Below are 17,077 nucleotides of genomic sequence, written 5' to 3'. Positions count from 1 at the left end.
GATTCCGGGCAGCATCAGCGCCGTAGGGCAGCAGTTCAACAATCTCTAATGACGGACACTTCACCGACCAGGAGCATTCACTTGGGCGGGTCGCGCAGCTCGCGGTCGAGATCATCGTCAGACAGACCATCAATTTCACGGTCGTCCTTCTCACGCTGCCGATATGCAGAAAGATCGGTTTCAGCCCGATCTGCCCTGCTCTCTGACTTCCCCTTGGCAAAGCCGGCGATATACGCAGCAGCAAGCTCAAGAAGACGCCGGAGCGCATCAATGAGGTCTTTCACTAAGACTGCTTAGGTGTGGCCTTGAAAGCGAGAGACAGAACGTTGGACAGCGTCACAACGGCGGTCAGCACTTCGGCTTGTTGCTCGGGGGACAATGTCACCCCGAAGTTTACGAGGATGACCGAAGCAATACTCAGAATGTTCGTCCAAACGACACGGCTTTTGAAAAACTCAGACCAGTCCAACTCCATACCCTTTCATTGAGGATATGGTGAGTCGCGCAACGGAACCTGTCAAGGAACGTTCACAGCAGGCAGCGGTCCAGTCGGCAACATCAACGGCTGCTGCCGTATGTGACCGGCGGATAGCAAGACTGTCGCCGCAAGGGCGAGGATGATGATACTGCGCATGGGGTCGCTCCCATGTTGAGCTAACCCTGCATCTTCGGCAAATGTGTGGATGAGTGATGCGACAAAAAAGCCGCCCCATAGAGTGAGCGGCTAAGACCCCCAATTGGCCTACCCGTCTAACAGCGCTTACAACAGGAGCTGCGCGGCGGGCATCAGCAAGTTCTCACGAGCCTGCGTGACTGTCCACTATTTGCTCTTGTCGGACCACAGCGTGAGCTTGTCCCGGTTATCGAGATGGATGTGGCCGTCGCAGACTTCGATGCCTTTTATCCCCGCCCGGATTGCCGCAGCCACTATATGGTAGCGGCGCTCGCTATCACGGCAGGCAATGTCTGCGGCCTCCCCGGTCAGGTGGAAGCTGTTCGCGGCGCCTCCCAATTTCTTGTTATGCGCCTTAGTGCGAAAACCTGCCGATACCCTCCACGGAAAATCACAACGGCCTCTGGCATCGTCCAGCTTCGCCAGGAATGACGGGTCCATGTTGGCGCCGCTTCCCGGCGCGTCAGGGCTGTCAAACTCCGATGGCTTGAAGTGCTTCATCGGATCTTGTCGAGCTTCAGTTTGATGTCCCCCATGCTGGACTTGATGACGGCCACATCGGCCTTCATGTCGCTCAACGAGGCTGCAGCAACCTTGAGGTCGCGGATGTCATCGTTCTGGCGAAGATTCATGGCGTCGTTCGATGCTGTGTACGAGGCCGCCCACCAGATGAAGGCGAAGGTTTGCATCGCCATGCCGACCAAGAAGCCGACATTCACCTTTTTATCAACGTGCCAGGTGGATTTTGTCATTATGCGAAGTCCCGCTTCACCACGGCAGGCTTGGGAATGACCAGGGCGGCGACGCTCGCCGGGAGTTCCTGCCCTTCCCGCAGGCTCAGGTTTGCGCAGTAGCCAGTCAGGACGCCGTCATGGCCGACGACATCAAGGGAGCGCTCATGCGTGTACGGGGATGAGAGCCATTCCGCCGGCATCGCAAGTTCAAACGCTTCCTGGTCAACGGCCTTTAGAAATATGGTTTCGCTCCAGGTCATGCCGTCATTCCTTGTAATTGCGCGGGAGTCTTCACCGTACTATCAAACGAGAACTTGGGAATCCGAGCCCACGCAGGATTGTTGCCGTTCCATGAGTTGAAAAGGTTGAGCTTTGTTACGGTCGGCACCGTGCCGGACAGGTCGGTAACTGGGGTTCCACCGTTCAAGCAGATGGCGAAGTAGTTGGTATCGAAGGAGATGGCGACCTTGTTCACCGCCCCGAAGTTGATGCTATTGCCGGTTGTTATGGATGCCTGGACCGCCCCCCCGGATAGAACTTCGAAGTTGAGGACGTTGCTGTTGGCGCCCTTGTAGACGCCGCAACGGTTGCCATTCGTTCCGTCAGTAAAGTCACACAGCCCGGAATAGCTCGGGCTGGATGAGCCGTACATCGGCTCTACTTCGAGATATACGGTGCCTCTTCCGGGATACCCAATGGTGGAAAGGTCTGGGATGGATACGTTGTCCTGCGTACGGGTCACCGAGTTCACAGGCGCTGGAATGTATGATGTCGGGAAGGTCGTCGCGTCAGCCTGGAAACCCCAGACGTAAGCTGCGTCGGTGTTGTTCGCCACGGCCACACGGGCCTGTCTGGCATAAATGGTGCAGTTTCCAGATGAGGTAGCGCTGCCGTTGGTGAATGTGAGATTGTTCGCATCCGAAGCCGTAACTTGCATTTGCACACCAACCCCGGCGCCACTGGTGGGGTTAAACTTCATATATTCGCCGGTCGCGAGTCCATGGCCTGTAACGCCGGGTATGTTGACCGTGTAGGCGCCACCTGTGCAGGTATATGTCCCCGTCACCGTCGCATCGACGACCGTGTAACGATTGCTGAGATCTGCCGCCAAGGTCGGTGTGAGAGAGCTTGCTCCGACCGAGAACGAAATGGCGGCGCTACCCGCAGCTCTCGCAAGCCACCCTGTGACGACGTAGGCCTGGTTACCTGCATTGAAGAAGGGGTGGCTGACTGTGGCATTCGATGTGGTCGTTGTAACGGTATCCCCGCCGTTGGTCCCATCGGGTGCAAGTTTACTGTCATCAGTGACCGTGATGCCGGACTTGACCCAGTTGGAGTTGCTGAATTCGGCGGAGTTCGTGAAAATGTTGGTCGAGGCCCCTTCGATGAGGAGCCCCCGCGGCAACCCGGTGTCTGGATAATAGTCGAAGCGCGGGACATCGCTTCCCATCCATTCCAGCACCTTCGATGCATTGGTACGGTTAGCGCCACTTGTGCGACTGAACGTTATCCCGGCCGGTAAGGTCTCGCCGTTGATGAAGTCGGCAGTCCAGACAGTTGAACGACGCCGCCTGGAGCCCGTAGGCCCCATTCGTCCAGGAGAGCCCGCGCGTACCATTATGGCTTGATCGGATCGACCCACACCAATCCGGCAGCGGCGTCCGCAAGGCAGGCCACGTAATTGCCATCGGTCGGTTGGATTTTCATATATTCCGCGGCGAACGCGAAGAAAATGGTGTCGCTGATCGTTGCTACCACCGTTGCGTCGCCAGCCTTACAGTGAACATCCACCTTTGGGGCAATGCGGACGCCTCCCGTGGTGTTCGGAAACACCTGACTGCGGACGCTGGCGGTCGTGCTGACCGTCAGGGGCGCTGTGCTGCTGATCTGGTAGATGGATTGCTTATCTGCTTCTGCAGCATGAGCTGCAAGCGGCAGGAGTGCAGATAGTGCTGCGAGACCAATTCGGAATTTCATATCCGTTATCTTTCGTTGCCTCATTAGAACTGCAAACGGATTCGCTGGCAACGATTTCTTAGAGGGGCTTGATCTGTTGGGCCTTGTAGCGCCATTGCGAGCCAGGCTCGACTTCCTGCGCTTCCGTGATGATACAGCGAACTGCCGCCTTCGACCCATCCGCCGCCTGGACAAGGCGCGTGGAGATGTCGATGAGGTCGCCCGTCTTTTTGTCAGAGTCTTTCGCATCGAGCATGAAGGAGAACTCACGCGGAGTGAAACCGAACCATGCGAGTAGCCGGCTATGAACGTCGGTCACGGTGTTGAAGGTGCCGTAGGCGACAGTCGCATATCCAAAGCGAGATATGAGGGTGCTGGTTGCTGACTCATCATACTGCGTCGCCGATTCCGCGTTTGCATCGACGGTGAGCTTGTAGAACTGGCAATCGGAGCGCTGCACCGAACTCAACACATACGAGCGTTGGTCATAAAAGTAGGCGAACCCGGTAAGTCGCTCTTTTTCTAAATCCTTCACCGAGAGCGAGTTTTGAAGGATGTTGCTGCTTTCGTCCAGCACTGGCACTGTCCCGCCGTATGGTCCAACCGCTTTAAACCGGAGCTTTGCAGCGACTTCATCCCACCAGAGGAACACGCCGTAGAACTGGCAAAGCTCTTTCACAATCTTGCCCACCCCCGTTGGCTCGCTGATAAGGCCAGCTACAAAGCCTTTGGCTTGGTCTGGGGCGCTGCCGCTCAGTCCCGCCGCCGTCGCCTCAGCGTTCCAGTCGGTTAGGTCAATATATGTAGGGTCCACCTGCCCATAGTTCGTGAGGATGTCGTATAGCAACTCTGTGATGGTCCGCGTGGTGCCAGYGGTGTAGCTGTAGACCTGTTGAACCGCGACGTTCGCCGCGTGCGCCGCCGCCGCCGAGCTATCTCCGCGCACACTCAGGGTTAGGACATCACCGGCCTTCGAGCTGTATTGGATGGCCTCATTATCAATGCGAATGCGACCGCTTGCAGCGAATTTCGCACCCACTCCCGCCGGCTGTAGCGTGAGGGAGCCGGACGCATTGGTTATTCCCGTTGCCAGCGAGGCGGTCGTTTGGACAGGGACCGTGATTTTATCATCGGAGACGAACGAGATGATGCCACGCCCGATGAGTTTGACCTTGCCGTTCGCATCCGGCCCTTCCATCCGGTCGATGAAATAGGTGCGCGTTTGGGTGTAAACGGTGCGGTCATTGTCGATGTAGCCGGTGTAGACCTTGATAACCCGGTTGCGCATGAAGGCGTTGCGAGCGCGAAGTTTTCCGAAAAAGGAGCCGCGCTGCATCGGGTTATAGGTCCGCCCTGTCACATAAGGGTCTATCCCCCGATCATGGTCGGGGAAATCATTCATCACCACACTCACCGAGGCATTGACTGAAACGCCTTTCGGGTTGAGCTGTGTGGCAGCAATGTCCACGCTCTCGATGCACGGGTAGATATTCTCACCCACCGGCAGGAACGCATTTTCCGAGCATAACTTGTAGGTTTTGGTCGTCTTATTGAAGTTGGGTGTGTCCTTACAGGTGCTTAAGGTATTGAAGCACTTCGCATCACCGCTGCCGACCGCCGTGCATGGGGCCACTCCGAAAGTATTCGCACACGAGTCCAGCACCAGCTCGACGACGGTGAGCGGGCGACGACCGACCTTCACGCGGAGAGTGTCGAAGCTCACTCAATCATCCCCTTGATGGGGACTGTCACACCCATGAAGCCATAATTGGTGTGCGCAGGAACGGGCACCTGCCCTTCGACCCAGCAAAACACGGCTTCCAGCGGATAGGCTGTGATGTTGGGGATGAAGAAAAAGGGCTTCTGCTCGGCGTGCCGCACAAAAGGCATCCAGCTCGCCCGCACCCACGCATCGCTTGCGCCCTGTAAAATGATGCTGGACTTGATGCCGGTCGAGATAATGCTGCGACCGAGGAAGTTGCCGGAGTCCGACTGGCTGTTGATGACCTTCGTATCGCGGGCCAGCACCGGCGGCGTCCAGTTGAGGTACATGCCGTACTCAAGGGCGAGCTGCGTGCCAAAGCTGATGCACGCGATGGAGAAGATGCTGGTGGCCGTGATGACCACCCGCCACTGCGTGGACGACTGAGCCGTGAAGCTGATGAAGCGCGGGCTGTTGTCGGTTGGCGTGATGGCGCCGAAGCAGTCCACCCACGAAGAGCCGTTCCACCATTGCAGCTTGATGGTCCCGCCGGTGAGGTGGAGGTTGTGGTTGTAAAAGGCGAAATAGTCGGCGCCGTCCGCCACCGAGAGCGTCAGGGTGATGTTAACGGCGGAGGCGATGGATGCAGGCTTGAAGAAATCGCTTGGGCGCCAGTCATAGACGTTCGCGACCGGGAATCCTGCGGCCTCACTGGATGCAACGACGGTCCCGTTCTCCAACAGGTTCTCAAATCCGAGGCGGGCGGCGCTGGTAGGCATTACGCAGACACAAACGTGAGTTGACTGCCATCGGCCCCGGCATCGTTCAGGCGCTCGAAGAGTTGCCGAATCTGGTTTTTGCTCAGCAGCGTCAAGTCGGCGCCGGTGAGATGGACTGTGATGCTCTTGTTCTGCGCGGCCCCCACATTGCCGCCATCCGACGAAGAGCCGTTGTCACCGATGCCGCCGCCACCACCCCCTCCGCTGGATGACACACCGCCGCCTCCGCCCCCGAAGGAGGTGGACGCTATCGCTGCGATGTTCACAGCCTGGGCCGCCGCTGCCACACCAGCCGCCACGGCGCCACCTACCGGCCCTCCGAGGGTGTTACCCCAGCGGTATGCATCGACGACAGTTTGCCGGGCTGCGAGAAGCGCGCGGGCAAGTGCGGCGGCTTTCTCCAGCATGAAGAATGCACGATTGTGTTCAGCTGCCTGGGAGATGGCCTGACGGAAGCTCGAACCCTGTTCCGCCGACGTGCGGTCCTGAAGGTCGGTGCGGATGCCGAGGAAGCCCTCAGCGGCGGCTTGCTCCTCCGACAGCATCTCGTCGCGATACTGCTGACGGATCTCCGCCATACGCGCCTGGTAGTCCAGCTCGACCTTGAGGGATTCCTCTTTGAACTCCTGGTCGGTGATGGCTTTCTTCGCGAGGGCCTTTTCAAGAAGGGCCTGCTCTTCCTCGTACCGCTTATTCAGCGCCGCCGTCGCCTTGGCGCTGTCCACCTTGTTGACGTCGGTCTCATTGATGAGACCTGCGCTCTGAGACTGTAACTGTTGGCGCATCCTCTCGCGGGCTTCAGCGGCGCGTGTGGCGGCTGCAGAGATGCCGGGGTTGCTGGTCTTACCGAGGGTGTAGCTGGGGCTTCCCGCCTGTTGTGCCGGGGTGATGCCATAGGCTGCGGCATTGAACGGCGCATTGATGGCGTCGCGGCGGAGCTGGATGGTGTTGACCTTATCGGCCACGGCGTCGGGGGTGGCGGACTTCCCTTCCTTGGCAAGCTCCAACATCGCGGCAGCACGGTCGTCAGAGGTTTGGAAGAAGCGACCCACCGCTGACGCCGCCGACATCGCCGCCGTTGCGATTTGCCCGAGGCCGCTTGCGAACGCTATGAGGCCGTCCCGAGTCTGCGGATCATTGAGAAGGTCGGTGAGCTTCTTTACTCCATCGGTCACGGAGTCCAGGAAGCCGCCCTCAGCGATCTTGTTCTTCAGGTCGAAGAGAGCATTGCCAAACCGATTGAAAGCGGCCTGAGCGCCCTTTGCGGCCTCCTCAGCGGCAGCCCCGAACTCGTTTTTAAGCCCCTGGCCGAGTTTGATGAGGTCACGGGTCGTCACCTGCCCGTTTTCGATCATCTTGATGAATTGGTCGTTCGAGACACCCATGGCCTTCGCGAACACCTGCAACGCGCCTGGCAGGCTTTCCCCGAGCTGCTGCTTCAGCTCTTCCATGCTCACGGTGCCCTTACTGGCCATCTGTGAGAGTGCTTGGAACACGAGGGCTGTCCGCTCGGCAGACAGGCGCATCCCCGCCGCCGCCTCGCTTACGCCCGTGAAGATGTCCTTTGTCTCCTGGAAGGTTAGACCGGAGCGGAGAGCCGACGCGGCGAAGCTCGCGAAGCCATCCGCGGATGACCGGAAGTCCAGCCCCAGCCGTTCAGCCTCTTCGCGGACAAACCGCATCGAGGCAGCGGCGATTTGTGCGCTCCCGGTCGCGGCGCCCATCTTTGAGGTAAGAGCCTGCATCTGCACGCCGGCATCGACGACGCCCTTGCCCATGCTGAAGGCCGTCCAGACAGACGCGACGCCAAGAATCTGACCACGCAGGCGCCCGAGGGAGTTGTTGATGGAGACGAGGCTGGAATTAGTCTCGCTCTCGAAGCGCTTGATTTGTGACTGCGCTTTGACGATGGCAGCGCTGAACCCTTGGTCGGTCGCCTTGACTTCAATTAGGAGGGGTGGACCGAAACTCAGGTTCCTCGCTTTCTCTTTTCACGTTCGCGCGCTTCGTCTTCGCGCACCATTTCCAGGAACTCACTTCGGTCTACGGGGCCATCGAGCTTGATACCCTTTGAAAGCAAGTGCCCCTTCATGGCGACGGTGTACTCAAACATGGTGGCCTTCCAGAATACGGCGGGAGTCCACTTCAACACACCAAGGGCGGACGCCATGATGTCCTCCCATGGCAGCGTGGTTAGACCGGGGCCTTCTCCACCTCGACGGACTTTCCCACCTTCACGCCATCCATACCTTTGTTGAGGAAGTCCGTAATCGCGTTAGCAACAGCGCCCGCCCCTTCCATCATTACGAGGTCGCCGACCTCACTCAGGGTCATCCCGTTATCCCCATAGCCGCGAAGGCCGTGAAAGATGACAACGGCACACTGGCGAACACCGATATTGTGCTGACTGATGTTCCCGATGATGGGCACGAGATTCATGCGCAGATCGCTTTCGATGGCGCAGATAGCCTCGAAGGTCGCGCGCATCGTGTATTCCTTGCCATCCAGCGTGACCTTCACTTCATTGCGGAGCGGGTTATCCATTATTGGGGCACCCGCAAGGTGGTCAGGCTGATAGGCGCGCTGGCGTCCACCTTAATCGTACCGAACTGCGTGTCGTTCCAACGGCCCGGCGGGAACGGCCCCATCACGAAAGTCGTGCCGGACGGGATGACCACAACTTGGTCGGTCAGGGTCACGGAGCCGTAACCTGCTTGGCTCATGGTGGTCGCCTTGGTGCGGATGGTCAGGGTGACAGCGGCGGCGGCGGTACGTGCGACGATCAGCGACTCGCCATCATTCGGGATGTACGACGGGCTAGGAGCTGTCGCCATGTTGAGGGTGGTGTTGAACCCGGCAGGCGTGAGGTCGGTCGGTGTGACGTTGGCGACCTGTGCGGCTGCGGAGCCAGCCAGGGCGACGAGTGCCGAGGTAGAGAGGATGAGCTTCTTGATAAACATGGACTGCCTTTCTAGCTGAGGGTTACTGCGCCAGCGCTCTCAAACGTGAGGCTGTCGGTTGCGGAGCCGTTGTAAGAACCGGCTTCCTCGAAAGATGCGACCATGAAGCTGCCTTGGTAGGTCTTTGCCACGGTACCGGGCATCACGAACTGGTAGTTACGGTGAGCGTTGGTGAGAGCATCGACGCGAATGGCGCTGATTGCTGCATCTTCGACGTAGACGCCTTGAAGCTTGATGCTCACCGAAGTTACACCGGCGCCTTCGAGCAGCTTGCGGATACCGGCATCGTCGGAGTTGGTGATGTCTACCGGCTCGTTGTTGATGGTGAGCGTTACTTCACGCGCGCCACCTACGGCGACATATGTAGAACCAGTGCTGTTATACTTGAGAAGTACGTTACGTCCTTTTTGTGCGGCCACTATCTGAGACTTTCTTTATGATTCATCGTCTCGCAGATTTTTCATCTGCGCAACTTCAAACAACGATTACTTCCAGCTCGCCAACGGCCTGCCATGTTTTGCCGTCGTCTTCCTGAAATGGTGTGTCGCTGCTGAGGTACTCGCACTTGACGAGCGTGCCGCTGGCGAGCGAGATACTCGCCTCTTGCCGGTCGAGCGCGTCGAGGCAGAGCTTGCGAAGCTGCATGACCTCTTTCGTTGTCGCCTTCTGGCTGAATGCCTGCACACGGAGACCATGCGCTTGTCCGCTGAAGTCGTTCGCAGCGAAGGGCGCGCTGTTGATGCTCAACGCCACATAGGGAAACGTCGCCTTCTGTGGCACATCGGTGTAAATGCGCCCGGCAACTAGCGTGTTGATAGCAGGCACAGCATTCAGCGTAACAATGACAGCCTGGACGACGGGGAGCGCGCTATCCACGGCCCTGCCCTCTGCGTATCGCTTCCGATACCGCCTCCATTACGCGGCGGCGAGCATTCTCCGCATTCGCCTTCAACGTCGGTGCTAGCCATGGCCGAGCAGGCATGCGGGAGGTGCCGTATTCGAGGTATCGCCCATAACTGAGCTTGGTGCCGAAGAATGCGGAGAGCTTATCCGCCGCCACCCGGAAATAGAGTGAGGCGACGAGCTGCCCACTGTCGGATTTCGGAAACTCACCGGGCGCCGACGCCTGGTGGGTGATAGACCGCCGACGATAGACCCGCCCACTCCGTCCGCCGCTCTGGATCTTCTGTGCGGCGTACGCATGCATCTCGACAACGGATGCGGCGAGAGCCCTGCCGATGCCTGCACGAGCTTCCAGCTTCAGCTTGTTGAGCTGGCTGATGAGCTTGTCGGCATTGCGGACGGCCATCAGGATGGCTCCCCATCTACGCAGAGGAGCTGCTGGAAGACCTTTCCTTCCGTCTTCATGTCATCGGCGAGGTTCTTCACGAACCGGATGTTCATGATGCGGGAGCCGAATTTGACCCGGCTCTTGGCGGCAACGGTCGTGTCAGACAGAGCAGCCTGATAGCGGATGGTGATGCGTTCATCCACGCGGCTTTGAAGCTGCGAGCTGAGGAACACCTCTTTGCCGCCCATGGGCTCCATGACCGCCCACACGGTCGATGAATCTACCCACACCTCATCCCGTCCGCCGGCATCGTCCGGTGTTACGGTCGCTGACTGGATGGTGACGCGGTTGTTCGCCCTGGAGACGAAATCATCGCCGCACTTGCAGGCTACCATGCGCCGAAGGCCTCGGCGGCCATGTACGGGCCGAGAAGATCCTTGGCGCCGTCCGGCAAGCTGCCGCATTGGCGGCTGCAATACATGGTGCCGACGTATTGCAGTATGGCCTGCTTGATGGGCTCCGGCACCGCGGCTGCATCGCCGTAGCCGTTGACGGTCGTGATCTCTACCGCGGCATCCGCGCGGAGATTTGAGGGCCAGCTGTACCCATCGTTGAGCAGAACGCGGCCACCCGATTGATCGAGGGAGTATGTCGCGGGTGCAACAGTTGTCTGGGAATTCGTGGTGTCCGTGGTCTTGATCGAGGTGATGGACTGGATTGGTTGCCGGGAAAGTTGGATGGCGCGCGGGCTAGCCAGGCCAAGCATGAACTCCAGCTCGTCGGCATCTTCATCTAGCGGAAAGCGGTCGAGGACGAGTTTCCAGGTCTGCGTGATGAATGCCCGCTTCGTAAACTCCTCACAGGCACGGCGGGCCGTCGCAATCAGGGAGGTTATGAGGGCGTCGTCGTCATTCCCGTCCTGTTTTACGAATGCCTTGGCCTCCGACAGCGTAACCGGCTCAGAGGCCGGTGCGCTGACGAGGACGGGAGAACGACGGTTCACTAGACGGTCTTGTTCTCGGCGACCTTCTCGGCCTTATTCTTGGGAGCCGCAGGAACTGCCTTCTCAGTCGCAGGCTTGGCGACCTTCTCGGCCTTGGCCTCTACCAGCTCTGCAACCTTGTCGTCTTCGATGAATACCTTGGCCAGACCTTCCGGCACATCGTATTCCTCGCCCTTCTCGTAGTGCTTGACGGAGTGGCCGTCAGGCGACCCGGTCTTGTTACCGAGCATTCTGATTTGAACCATTGCTGTATCTTTCAATTAGGTGGGCGGCCGGAGCCGCCCGGTTTTAGTTTGCGGGCGTCGGGCGAACCATCGCCTTACCCAGGATGGCGACCGCGCCGAGCGTGGCACCGGAGGAAACCCCGGTGCTGACGAAGGACAGGCGCACGTAGCGCTTACCGCCGCGATAACCGATGCGCTTGACGGTGTTGGCGGCTGCAATGGTCGCAGCCGCCTCTGTGCCAAGCAGATCTTCATCATCGACGGCGTTGGCGCCGGACATGCCGGAATCGTCGCTTTCCTCGATCAACGGCAGATAGCTGCCGTCAGTGCGGGCGCCGGAGAACGGTACGAATTCAAGAGACTCGTATCCCAGGGTATCGATGATGATCCCCACGGTGGTCGTATTCGAGGAGATCGCAGCGGTGTTACGCGCCATCGCCATCAACACGTTGTTGTGCATATCGAACTGCATAGACGTGACTTTCTGTTGTTGATCTTAGCTGACGCTCGCACGGAGCAGCTTGAGGGCGTCGAAGTTGGTGACCGCCCCACCTGTGCGCTTCATGCTACGGAACTTGACGCGCCCCTTGCTGGTGAACGGGTCACGCAGCACGGAGATGCCAACACGGTCGAGGATGGTGTAGGCACGGCTGAAATCACCGTAGGCAACCGGCAGCGTGTTGGAGCTGATGGTCGGCATGTCGGCGAACAGCACGACCGGCTTCTCCAGCAGCGTCATCACAGCGCCCAACACTTGGCCCGAGGGACCAACGGCTGGCTGAAGATTCAGGAAGCGGTAGTTGTTCGTTCCTGCGTTCTTCATGATGTGGGTCAACACTGCACGGTTCATCGCGAAGGTGGCACGAGCCTGGTAGTCTTCCTTCAGGGAGCCTTGCAGATCGATGAGAGCTGCTTCGGTGATGGCAGAGGTGCTGCCACCAGCGATTTGCTCCAGCTTGTTGCGCTCGTAAGCGCCAGCCACAGACCAGTTGCCATAGGTCAGGAACCCGCGCGGCTGGATAACGCCGTTGCCGTTGACGAAGGCGGTGTTTTCCTTGCGACCCATCTTCTCGGCAACCTTGCCATTCAGCCAGGCTTCGACGTCAAGCGCACTGTCCATCAAGTCTTCCTCAGTGATGGAAGGCTCGGCAGTGATCTTTTTGGCGGCGATTTCGATCTGGCCGGTGCCGGGGGTGACGTTGGAACCGCTAGAGGTGCCTTCACCTTCCCAAGTCGCATCAGCTTCATCATCGTCCAGGTCGAACGTGATGCTCTTCATGGAGCTGGCGCGAACGTTCGCAATCCGGCGCATCGGAGAGGTCTCAAAGATGCGACCGTTGATGATGCCTGCGTTCTCGGTGCCTACGAAGTAACCGCCGTCCGGGTTGCTGTCAGTGGAAAGAGCTTTCTGCTCTTCCGGAGACAGGTTGGCGTAGCCGCGGTCACCGCCGGTCAGGTAGGCCTTGAGGGCCTTGCTTTCCATTTCCTTGCGGGCTTTGGCTGCGTCATCGCCAGCACCAACGCCGGGGCGTTGCATTGCGGCTTCAATCTGGCCTTGCTTAAGCTGGATGGCTTCGAGCTGGCCACCAAGTTTTTCAGCGAGCTTGTTGACCTCTTCCTTCGCAGCAGTTGCGCCCTTCTGGGCAAGCTCGTTAGCGTTCTTCAGTTCATCGAAGTTCTTGGTGATTTGCTCAACCGAACCGGTCAGCTTTTTGATTTCATCTGGTTCCACTCATTGTGGCTTTCCTTAGTTTTTCTACTGCGCTCGTAAGCGCGTCCAGTGCCAATGCCTCATCACCACCCTCTCGGTGGATCTCGATTGCACGGAAGCCTTTGGAGGCGATCAACTTCGCTTCCTCACGGCTGTATTTTCCTGCCTCTCGCAGAAACTCTTCAAATTCGCGGATGGTGTCCGGCGCGCTTTTCACACCCGTCACGTTGGCACGGTCATTCGCAGGGAACGTCACAAGGGACACTTCCATGAGATCCAGCTTCTTGAGCGTGGTTATGCCGGTCTTCGCATCAAACTGATCTTCTATGGTGCGGTAACCGATAGACATTCCCTTGATGGCATCCATCAGCAGAAGCTCGTGGGCTTCCTTGCCTCGCTGGACACCCATCGCAAGCTTGCCCTTGACGTAAAGCCCGCGCTCGTCCTCACGCGCCTCGGTGTAAATGCCGATAGGCTGCTTCCAGTCGTGCTGCCAAAGAAGAACGGGCTTCTTCGATTTGAGGCTCTCAACGAAAGCGCCTTTCGCAACAATATCGCGGTAGGAGTCGATGTTACCGAAAATCGAGCCGTAGCCCTCAAACTCGCCAGTAGAACCGTCGCCGACCGCCTTCAACTCGGCTGCTACTTCAAAGTGCTTCGTCTTCAAGCTCAATCGGAGTTCTTTCGTTGATGCATTAGACTCACAAACATAAAAACCGCGCAAGAAATTATTCAACGACCTCAAACACCAATGTGCAGCGACACCGAATGCAATTCTTCGCTCCGCCTCTAGGGTCTCCAGGCCGAGACATCTTTGTGCCGCCCACGTTGAAATCGCTACCCATAGGTATTGCCGGGTGAGAGGCCATCGCGGCGTGATCTTCGCGAGACCGGCCGTCCTGCACCGGCACCCACTTTTTGTTCAGCACAAGCCCATCTTCCCGGGCAACGCTGTTGGCACCCTCCACGCTGGCGAACATCATGGCGTTGTGGGTTTCAGTGCGAGCTATTGTCTCGGCACGCGGGGCAGACAGGTCGCGGGCCTGCAGCAATGAGGTGGCAACGGCAACCGGGTTGAACTCGTTGTCGTGCGACAGCGCAGTGTCGATGATCTTCTGCATATCGTCGCGGGTGGTCTGTGCAGTCTCCTTGGCGGCTTGGAATCCGTAGTCCGTCGTCCACTTACGGAGCAGATACAGCCACAGCTTGTCCCAATCCGCTTTGGCCTGGAGGGCTTTGACCTGCTTGACCGCCTCTACGAGCGCGATACGGATGGCGATGCCCTGATAGCGCATGGCAATCTCGGCCATTGCGGCGCGGTGATAATCGAAGAGTTTGTCCTCAAGCCTCGATGTGCTGCGGAAGACTGTCGCGGATTCGGCGATGTAGCGGTTTTTCTCATCGAAGACGGCGGAGGCGTATGGCCCCTCCACCGACTCCATCAGGGCTTCCCAGCGGCTCTTCTCAAGGGCGGCTTTGATGCTCACGCACCGAACTGCTCCGCAAGGATGCCGGTGACTTCCTCATCGGTGTAGCCGAGGGCCTTCAGGCTTTTGCCGATGTCCTTGGGCGGGATTGCCACGGGTGCAGGCGGCTTGTCGTTGATGTGCTCCAGGCTCTTCATGGTGCCGGATACGAGCAGACCAGCTGCAGGACCGCCCTTCTCTTCAAACCCGCACTCTGCCCGGCCTTCATCGGGAGTTATCAGTGTGTCTTTGATGGCCTGCCCCATCCGCTTGAACAAACGCTCTCTGCGGGCTTCCAGAGCAGGCACACTGTCGGAATTATAAGCTAAGACCTCTGTCGCCGTGCTGCCGGTGCCGTACAGCGGCATCAGGAAGTTGGTCAGCGACGCCATGAACATGTTCAGCAGCGGCATGACCGTATCTATCCATAGCCGCTCCTCCGCGCTTTCCATGTTGGCGAAGGTGGAGGCTTCCATGGTGACGAGAGGCAGCGGCACGCCGAGGACGAGCGCCGTGTTCTTTGCCGCCTCACCCATGCTTTCCTTGAAGTCCATATCCTTCGGGGTGTGGGACAGTGCCGTGAACTTCGCTCCGCCGGTCAACATGGGCACGTTTCCGGCATTCATCACGCCGGTCCAAGCCTTCTTGAAGAACTCCCGCAGCTGGGAAAGCACGTTATCGGCGACGGTCCCGGCAAACTCGATGATGCCGGATGGCCGGGCACCGTTGAGCAGAAGGTTGGAATTCCACTGCGCACCGTGATTGTGGGTATCCACGGCACGGGCCGCAGCTTTCAGGGGTGGCAGGCCACGGAAGGGGTCGGACGGGTTGAAGGTCTTGACGTGCAGCACCTGGCTTTCCCCGGTGACGACATTGACCGGGAACCGGCGCCGCTTCTCTCCGGTGCCATAGATGTAAGCCAGAGGCACGGCACTGCCGTTGCTGTCCTTCTCAATGTCCATGTCGGAGGGATTGAGCAGGTACAGCTCGGCAGCTGGTCCTTTCTCCGGCAAGCGCAGGATGAAGACCTCACCCGCAATCTTGCGCCAGGCGACCATCTCTTCGCAAAACTCAATCCAAGTCTGCGTGGGATTGGGCCGCTTGAGCAGATCCAACAGCTTGTGAGCGGTCTGGACTTTCTTGTTGCCCTCGGCATCCATCTTGTGGACTTCGAGCTTTACGCTGGAGCATGCCTCGGCAATGCGGGAGATGCAGGCGTATACGATGGGGTTCTGCTCATACCCCTCGGTCGCGTATGTCTTGATGGTGCGGGTGACGGAGATGGACAGCCCGGTGACGAAGAACGCTGAAGAGCCCGGTGCAGGTAAGGCCTTCTTGCGGAAATTCCAAAGTCTCAAACTACAGCAGCATTCCTTGCGGTTGGGCGCCCCTGTGATTCCTCGCGTACACGGCCAGTGCCAGAGCCATCACACAGTCGTCGTGCTGACCTTCCGGCGCGGTGTAGCGAACACCAGTGCGGGTGTATTCGTACTCAAAGCTCTCCAGCTCGGACACGATCACTCCGTCAGGATACTGAATCTCATTTTGCTGGATGGCAACTGCTAATCCTTCCATGAGCATTTGCTTGCTGGCCTGGGTGAACTTATAGCCGCGGAAGTTGGAGGTCTCCTCATTACCCCCCTGCAGCTGTTCCACGATAGGGTCACCGACACCCGTGCTGTCCAGATGGGCTGTGGTGTAGCCGCAGATAAGACGGATGCGGTCCATGGTCGCCTTCCATGGCATCTGGAACCGGTGATGTTCTGATGTGCAGCCGTCTTCATCGAGGCCATGCAAGACGGTCCAGTCAACGGATTTCGCCAAGTCGCCGCCAAATGCGACGGTCTGCTTCTTGGACATCTCTGCAATGTTGGAGCGGATATATTTCAAGCCGAATGGATTGCCGCCGTCGTCGCTGGCGATGCAGAAATACAGCTCGTTGAAGACTGCCTCTGGCAATGCGGCCTTTGCATCATCCAACTCCTCCATTGGGAAGACGCCGGCATTCACGGCATCGAGTGCAGTGATCTTGTGGTAGCTGTGGTTTGGTTCTCCGCCTTCAGCCTTACGGCAGCCCAGGAAGAACCAGTTCTTGCGGCCTTTGACGTTCCCGATTATGCGAACCGGCCCACGAGTGGCCGTGAGCRTGGAGCGGACGGCGTAGAAAGCCTCCTGCCGCATGCGTGAGGCTTCGTCCATCACGCAGGCCCAGACATCTTCCCCGTAAAGGTTGTCCGGCTTCTCGGCAGATTTGAAGCGAAGGACGGCACCGTTACCGATGGTGATGGTCATATCGGTGTGGTTGACGATCTTCTTGCCCTTGAGACCGCGCTTTATGCGACCGAAGGCAATCTTGGCAGTGCCGGACACTGGTGCGACCCACCAAAACTCCCTGCCCTCCTTCCCCTTGAGCATGGCCTGTTCAACCAGCCACGCCATACAGGAAACGGTCTTGCCGCTTTTGGTGCTACCCTCAATCCATGAATAGCGGGCTGGGTTGCCCTGAGCATCGAGCGGCTCAAAGAAGGCAGCCGTCTGCTTGGGGTAGAGCTTCGGGCGGCGATAGACCTTTGCCACC

General features: G+C 58.6%; 24 protein-coding genes. All 24 read right to left on the bottom strand.

Annotated elements, in window-relative coordinates; translation table 11 throughout:
• Positions 1-77: 77 nt before the first annotated feature.
• Positions 78-284 carry a hypothetical protein gene (locus tag AC1DUY_RS21605; RefSeq protein ID WP_478116937.1) on the bottom strand — a complete coding sequence of 69 codons (207 nt, stop codon included), beginning with the start codon at positions 282-284 and terminating at the stop codon, positions 78-80.
• 536 nt (positions 285-820) lie between these two features.
• Positions 821-1,174 (bottom strand): D-Ala-D-Ala carboxypeptidase family metallohydrolase, encoded by a 354-nt coding sequence (locus tag AC1DUY_RS21600; protein ID WP_478116935.1) that lies wholly within the window; start codon positions 1,172-1,174, stop codon positions 821-823.
• Positions 1,171-1,425: a hypothetical protein gene (locus AC1DUY_RS21595; RefSeq protein WP_478116933.1), complete on the bottom strand. Its 255-nt coding sequence runs from the start codon at positions 1,423-1,425 to the stop codon at positions 1,171-1,173. Before AC1DUY_RS21595 ends, AC1DUY_RS21600 begins: the two co-directional genes overlap by 4 nt.
• Positions 1,425-1,667 (bottom strand): hypothetical protein, encoded by a 243-nt coding sequence (locus AC1DUY_RS21590; protein ID WP_478116931.1) that lies wholly within the window; start codon positions 1,665-1,667, stop codon positions 1,425-1,427. Before AC1DUY_RS21590 ends, AC1DUY_RS21595 begins: the two co-directional genes overlap by 1 nt.
• Positions 1,664-2,857 (bottom strand): phage head spike fiber domain-containing protein, encoded by a 1,194-nt coding sequence (locus tag AC1DUY_RS21585; RefSeq protein WP_478116929.1) that lies wholly within the window; start codon positions 2,855-2,857, stop codon positions 1,664-1,666. Before AC1DUY_RS21585 ends, AC1DUY_RS21590 begins: the two co-directional genes overlap by 4 nt.
• Before the next feature lie 167 nt (positions 2,858-3,024).
• The gene (locus AC1DUY_RS21580; RefSeq protein ID WP_478116927.1) at positions 3,025-3,384 is read right to left on the bottom strand and encodes a hypothetical protein; all 360 of its coding nucleotides are present in this window, start codon (positions 3,382-3,384) and stop codon (positions 3,025-3,027) included.
• Positions 3,385-3,442: 58 nt separating this feature from the next.
• Complete coding sequence (locus AC1DUY_RS21575) at positions 3,443-5,086, bottom strand: hypothetical protein (protein WP_478116925.1); 1,644 nt, start codon at positions 5,084-5,086, stop codon at positions 3,443-3,445.
• Positions 5,083-5,844 carry a hypothetical protein gene (locus AC1DUY_RS21570; RefSeq protein WP_478116923.1) on the bottom strand — a complete coding sequence of 254 codons (762 nt, stop codon included), beginning with the start codon at positions 5,842-5,844 and terminating at the stop codon, positions 5,083-5,085. Before AC1DUY_RS21570 ends, AC1DUY_RS21575 begins: the two co-directional genes overlap by 4 nt.
• Positions 5,844-7,622, bottom strand: a complete 1,779-nt coding sequence (locus tag AC1DUY_RS21565; RefSeq protein WP_478116921.1) for a tape measure protein — start codon at positions 7,620-7,622, stop codon at positions 5,844-5,846. Before AC1DUY_RS21565 ends, AC1DUY_RS21570 begins: the two co-directional genes overlap by 1 nt.
• Before the next feature lie 191 nt (positions 7,623-7,813).
• Positions 7,814-8,032: a phage tail assembly chaperone gene (locus tag AC1DUY_RS21560; protein WP_478117259.1), complete on the bottom strand. Its 219-nt coding sequence runs from the start codon at positions 8,030-8,032 to the stop codon at positions 7,814-7,816.
• Positions 8,033-8,037: 5 nt separating this feature from the next.
• Positions 8,038-8,388 (bottom strand): GTA-gp10 family protein, encoded by a 351-nt coding sequence (locus tag AC1DUY_RS21555; RefSeq protein ID WP_478116919.1) that lies wholly within the window; start codon positions 8,386-8,388, stop codon positions 8,038-8,040.
• Positions 8,388-8,804: a hypothetical protein gene (locus AC1DUY_RS21550; RefSeq protein ID WP_478116917.1), complete on the bottom strand. Its 417-nt coding sequence runs from the start codon at positions 8,802-8,804 to the stop codon at positions 8,388-8,390. The genes AC1DUY_RS21555 and AC1DUY_RS21550 overlap by 1 nt, the downstream gene beginning before the upstream one ends.
• Positions 8,805-8,815: 11 nt before the next feature.
• Positions 8,816-9,223, bottom strand: a complete 408-nt coding sequence (locus AC1DUY_RS21545; protein WP_478116915.1) for a phage major tail protein, TP901-1 family — start codon at positions 9,221-9,223, stop codon at positions 8,816-8,818.
• A 55-nt stretch (positions 9,224-9,278) separates the two neighbouring features.
• Positions 9,279-9,680: a DUF3168 domain-containing protein gene (locus tag AC1DUY_RS21540; RefSeq protein ID WP_478116913.1), complete on the bottom strand. Its 402-nt coding sequence runs from the start codon at positions 9,678-9,680 to the stop codon at positions 9,279-9,281.
• Entirely contained in the window at positions 9,673-10,113 is a 441-nt protein-coding gene (locus AC1DUY_RS21535) for an HK97-gp10 family putative phage morphogenesis protein (RefSeq protein WP_478116911.1), read from the bottom strand. The genes AC1DUY_RS21540 and AC1DUY_RS21535 overlap by 8 nt, the downstream gene beginning before the upstream one ends.
• A complete protein-coding gene (locus tag AC1DUY_RS21530; protein WP_478116909.1) occupies positions 10,113-10,490 on the bottom strand; it encodes a phage head closure protein in 378 nt (125 codons plus the stop codon). The genes AC1DUY_RS21535 and AC1DUY_RS21530 overlap by 1 nt, the downstream gene beginning before the upstream one ends.
• Positions 10,484-11,098 carry a head-tail connector protein gene (locus AC1DUY_RS21525; protein ID WP_478116907.1) on the bottom strand — a complete coding sequence of 205 codons (615 nt, stop codon included), beginning with the start codon at positions 11,096-11,098 and terminating at the stop codon, positions 10,484-10,486. Before AC1DUY_RS21525 ends, AC1DUY_RS21530 begins: the two co-directional genes overlap by 7 nt.
• On the bottom strand, positions 11,098-11,343 hold the full coding sequence (locus tag AC1DUY_RS21520) for a hypothetical protein (protein ID WP_478116905.1): 246 nt from the start codon (positions 11,341-11,343) through the stop codon (positions 11,098-11,100). Before AC1DUY_RS21520 ends, AC1DUY_RS21525 begins: the two co-directional genes overlap by 1 nt.
• 43 nt (positions 11,344-11,386) lie before the next feature.
• The gene (locus AC1DUY_RS21515) at positions 11,387-11,794 is read right to left on the bottom strand and encodes a hypothetical protein (RefSeq protein WP_478116903.1); all 408 of its coding nucleotides are present in this window, start codon (positions 11,792-11,794) and stop codon (positions 11,387-11,389) included.
• A 24-nt stretch (positions 11,795-11,818) separates the two neighbouring features.
• Positions 11,819-13,054: a phage major capsid protein gene (locus tag AC1DUY_RS21510; RefSeq protein WP_478116901.1), complete on the bottom strand. Its 1,236-nt coding sequence runs from the start codon at positions 13,052-13,054 to the stop codon at positions 11,819-11,821.
• Complete coding sequence (locus tag AC1DUY_RS21505; protein ID WP_478116899.1) at positions 13,041-13,706, bottom strand: HK97 family phage prohead protease; 666 nt, start codon at positions 13,704-13,706, stop codon at positions 13,041-13,043. Before AC1DUY_RS21505 ends, AC1DUY_RS21510 begins: the two co-directional genes overlap by 14 nt.
• A gap of 55 nt (positions 13,707-13,761) precedes the next feature.
• Entirely contained in the window at positions 13,762-14,520 is a 759-nt protein-coding gene (locus AC1DUY_RS21500) for a phage minor head protein (protein WP_478116897.1), read from the bottom strand.
• Positions 14,517-15,857 carry a phage portal protein gene (locus AC1DUY_RS21495; protein WP_478116895.1) on the bottom strand — a complete coding sequence of 447 codons (1,341 nt, stop codon included), beginning with the start codon at positions 15,855-15,857 and terminating at the stop codon, positions 14,517-14,519. The genes AC1DUY_RS21500 and AC1DUY_RS21495 overlap by 4 nt, the downstream gene beginning before the upstream one ends.
• Before the next feature lies 1 nt (position 15,858).
• On the bottom strand, positions 15,859-17,076 hold the full coding sequence (locus AC1DUY_RS21490; RefSeq protein ID WP_478116893.1) for a hypothetical protein: 1,218 nt from the start codon (positions 17,074-17,076) through the stop codon (positions 15,859-15,861).
• Between the last annotated feature and the right edge of the window lies 1 nt (position 17,077).

The sequence above is a fragment of the Tardiphaga sp. P4_G1 genome (assembly GCF_056401215.1).
Note: the sequence above shows the minus strand (reverse complement) of the source record. Positions and strands in the feature narration are given on the sequence as shown.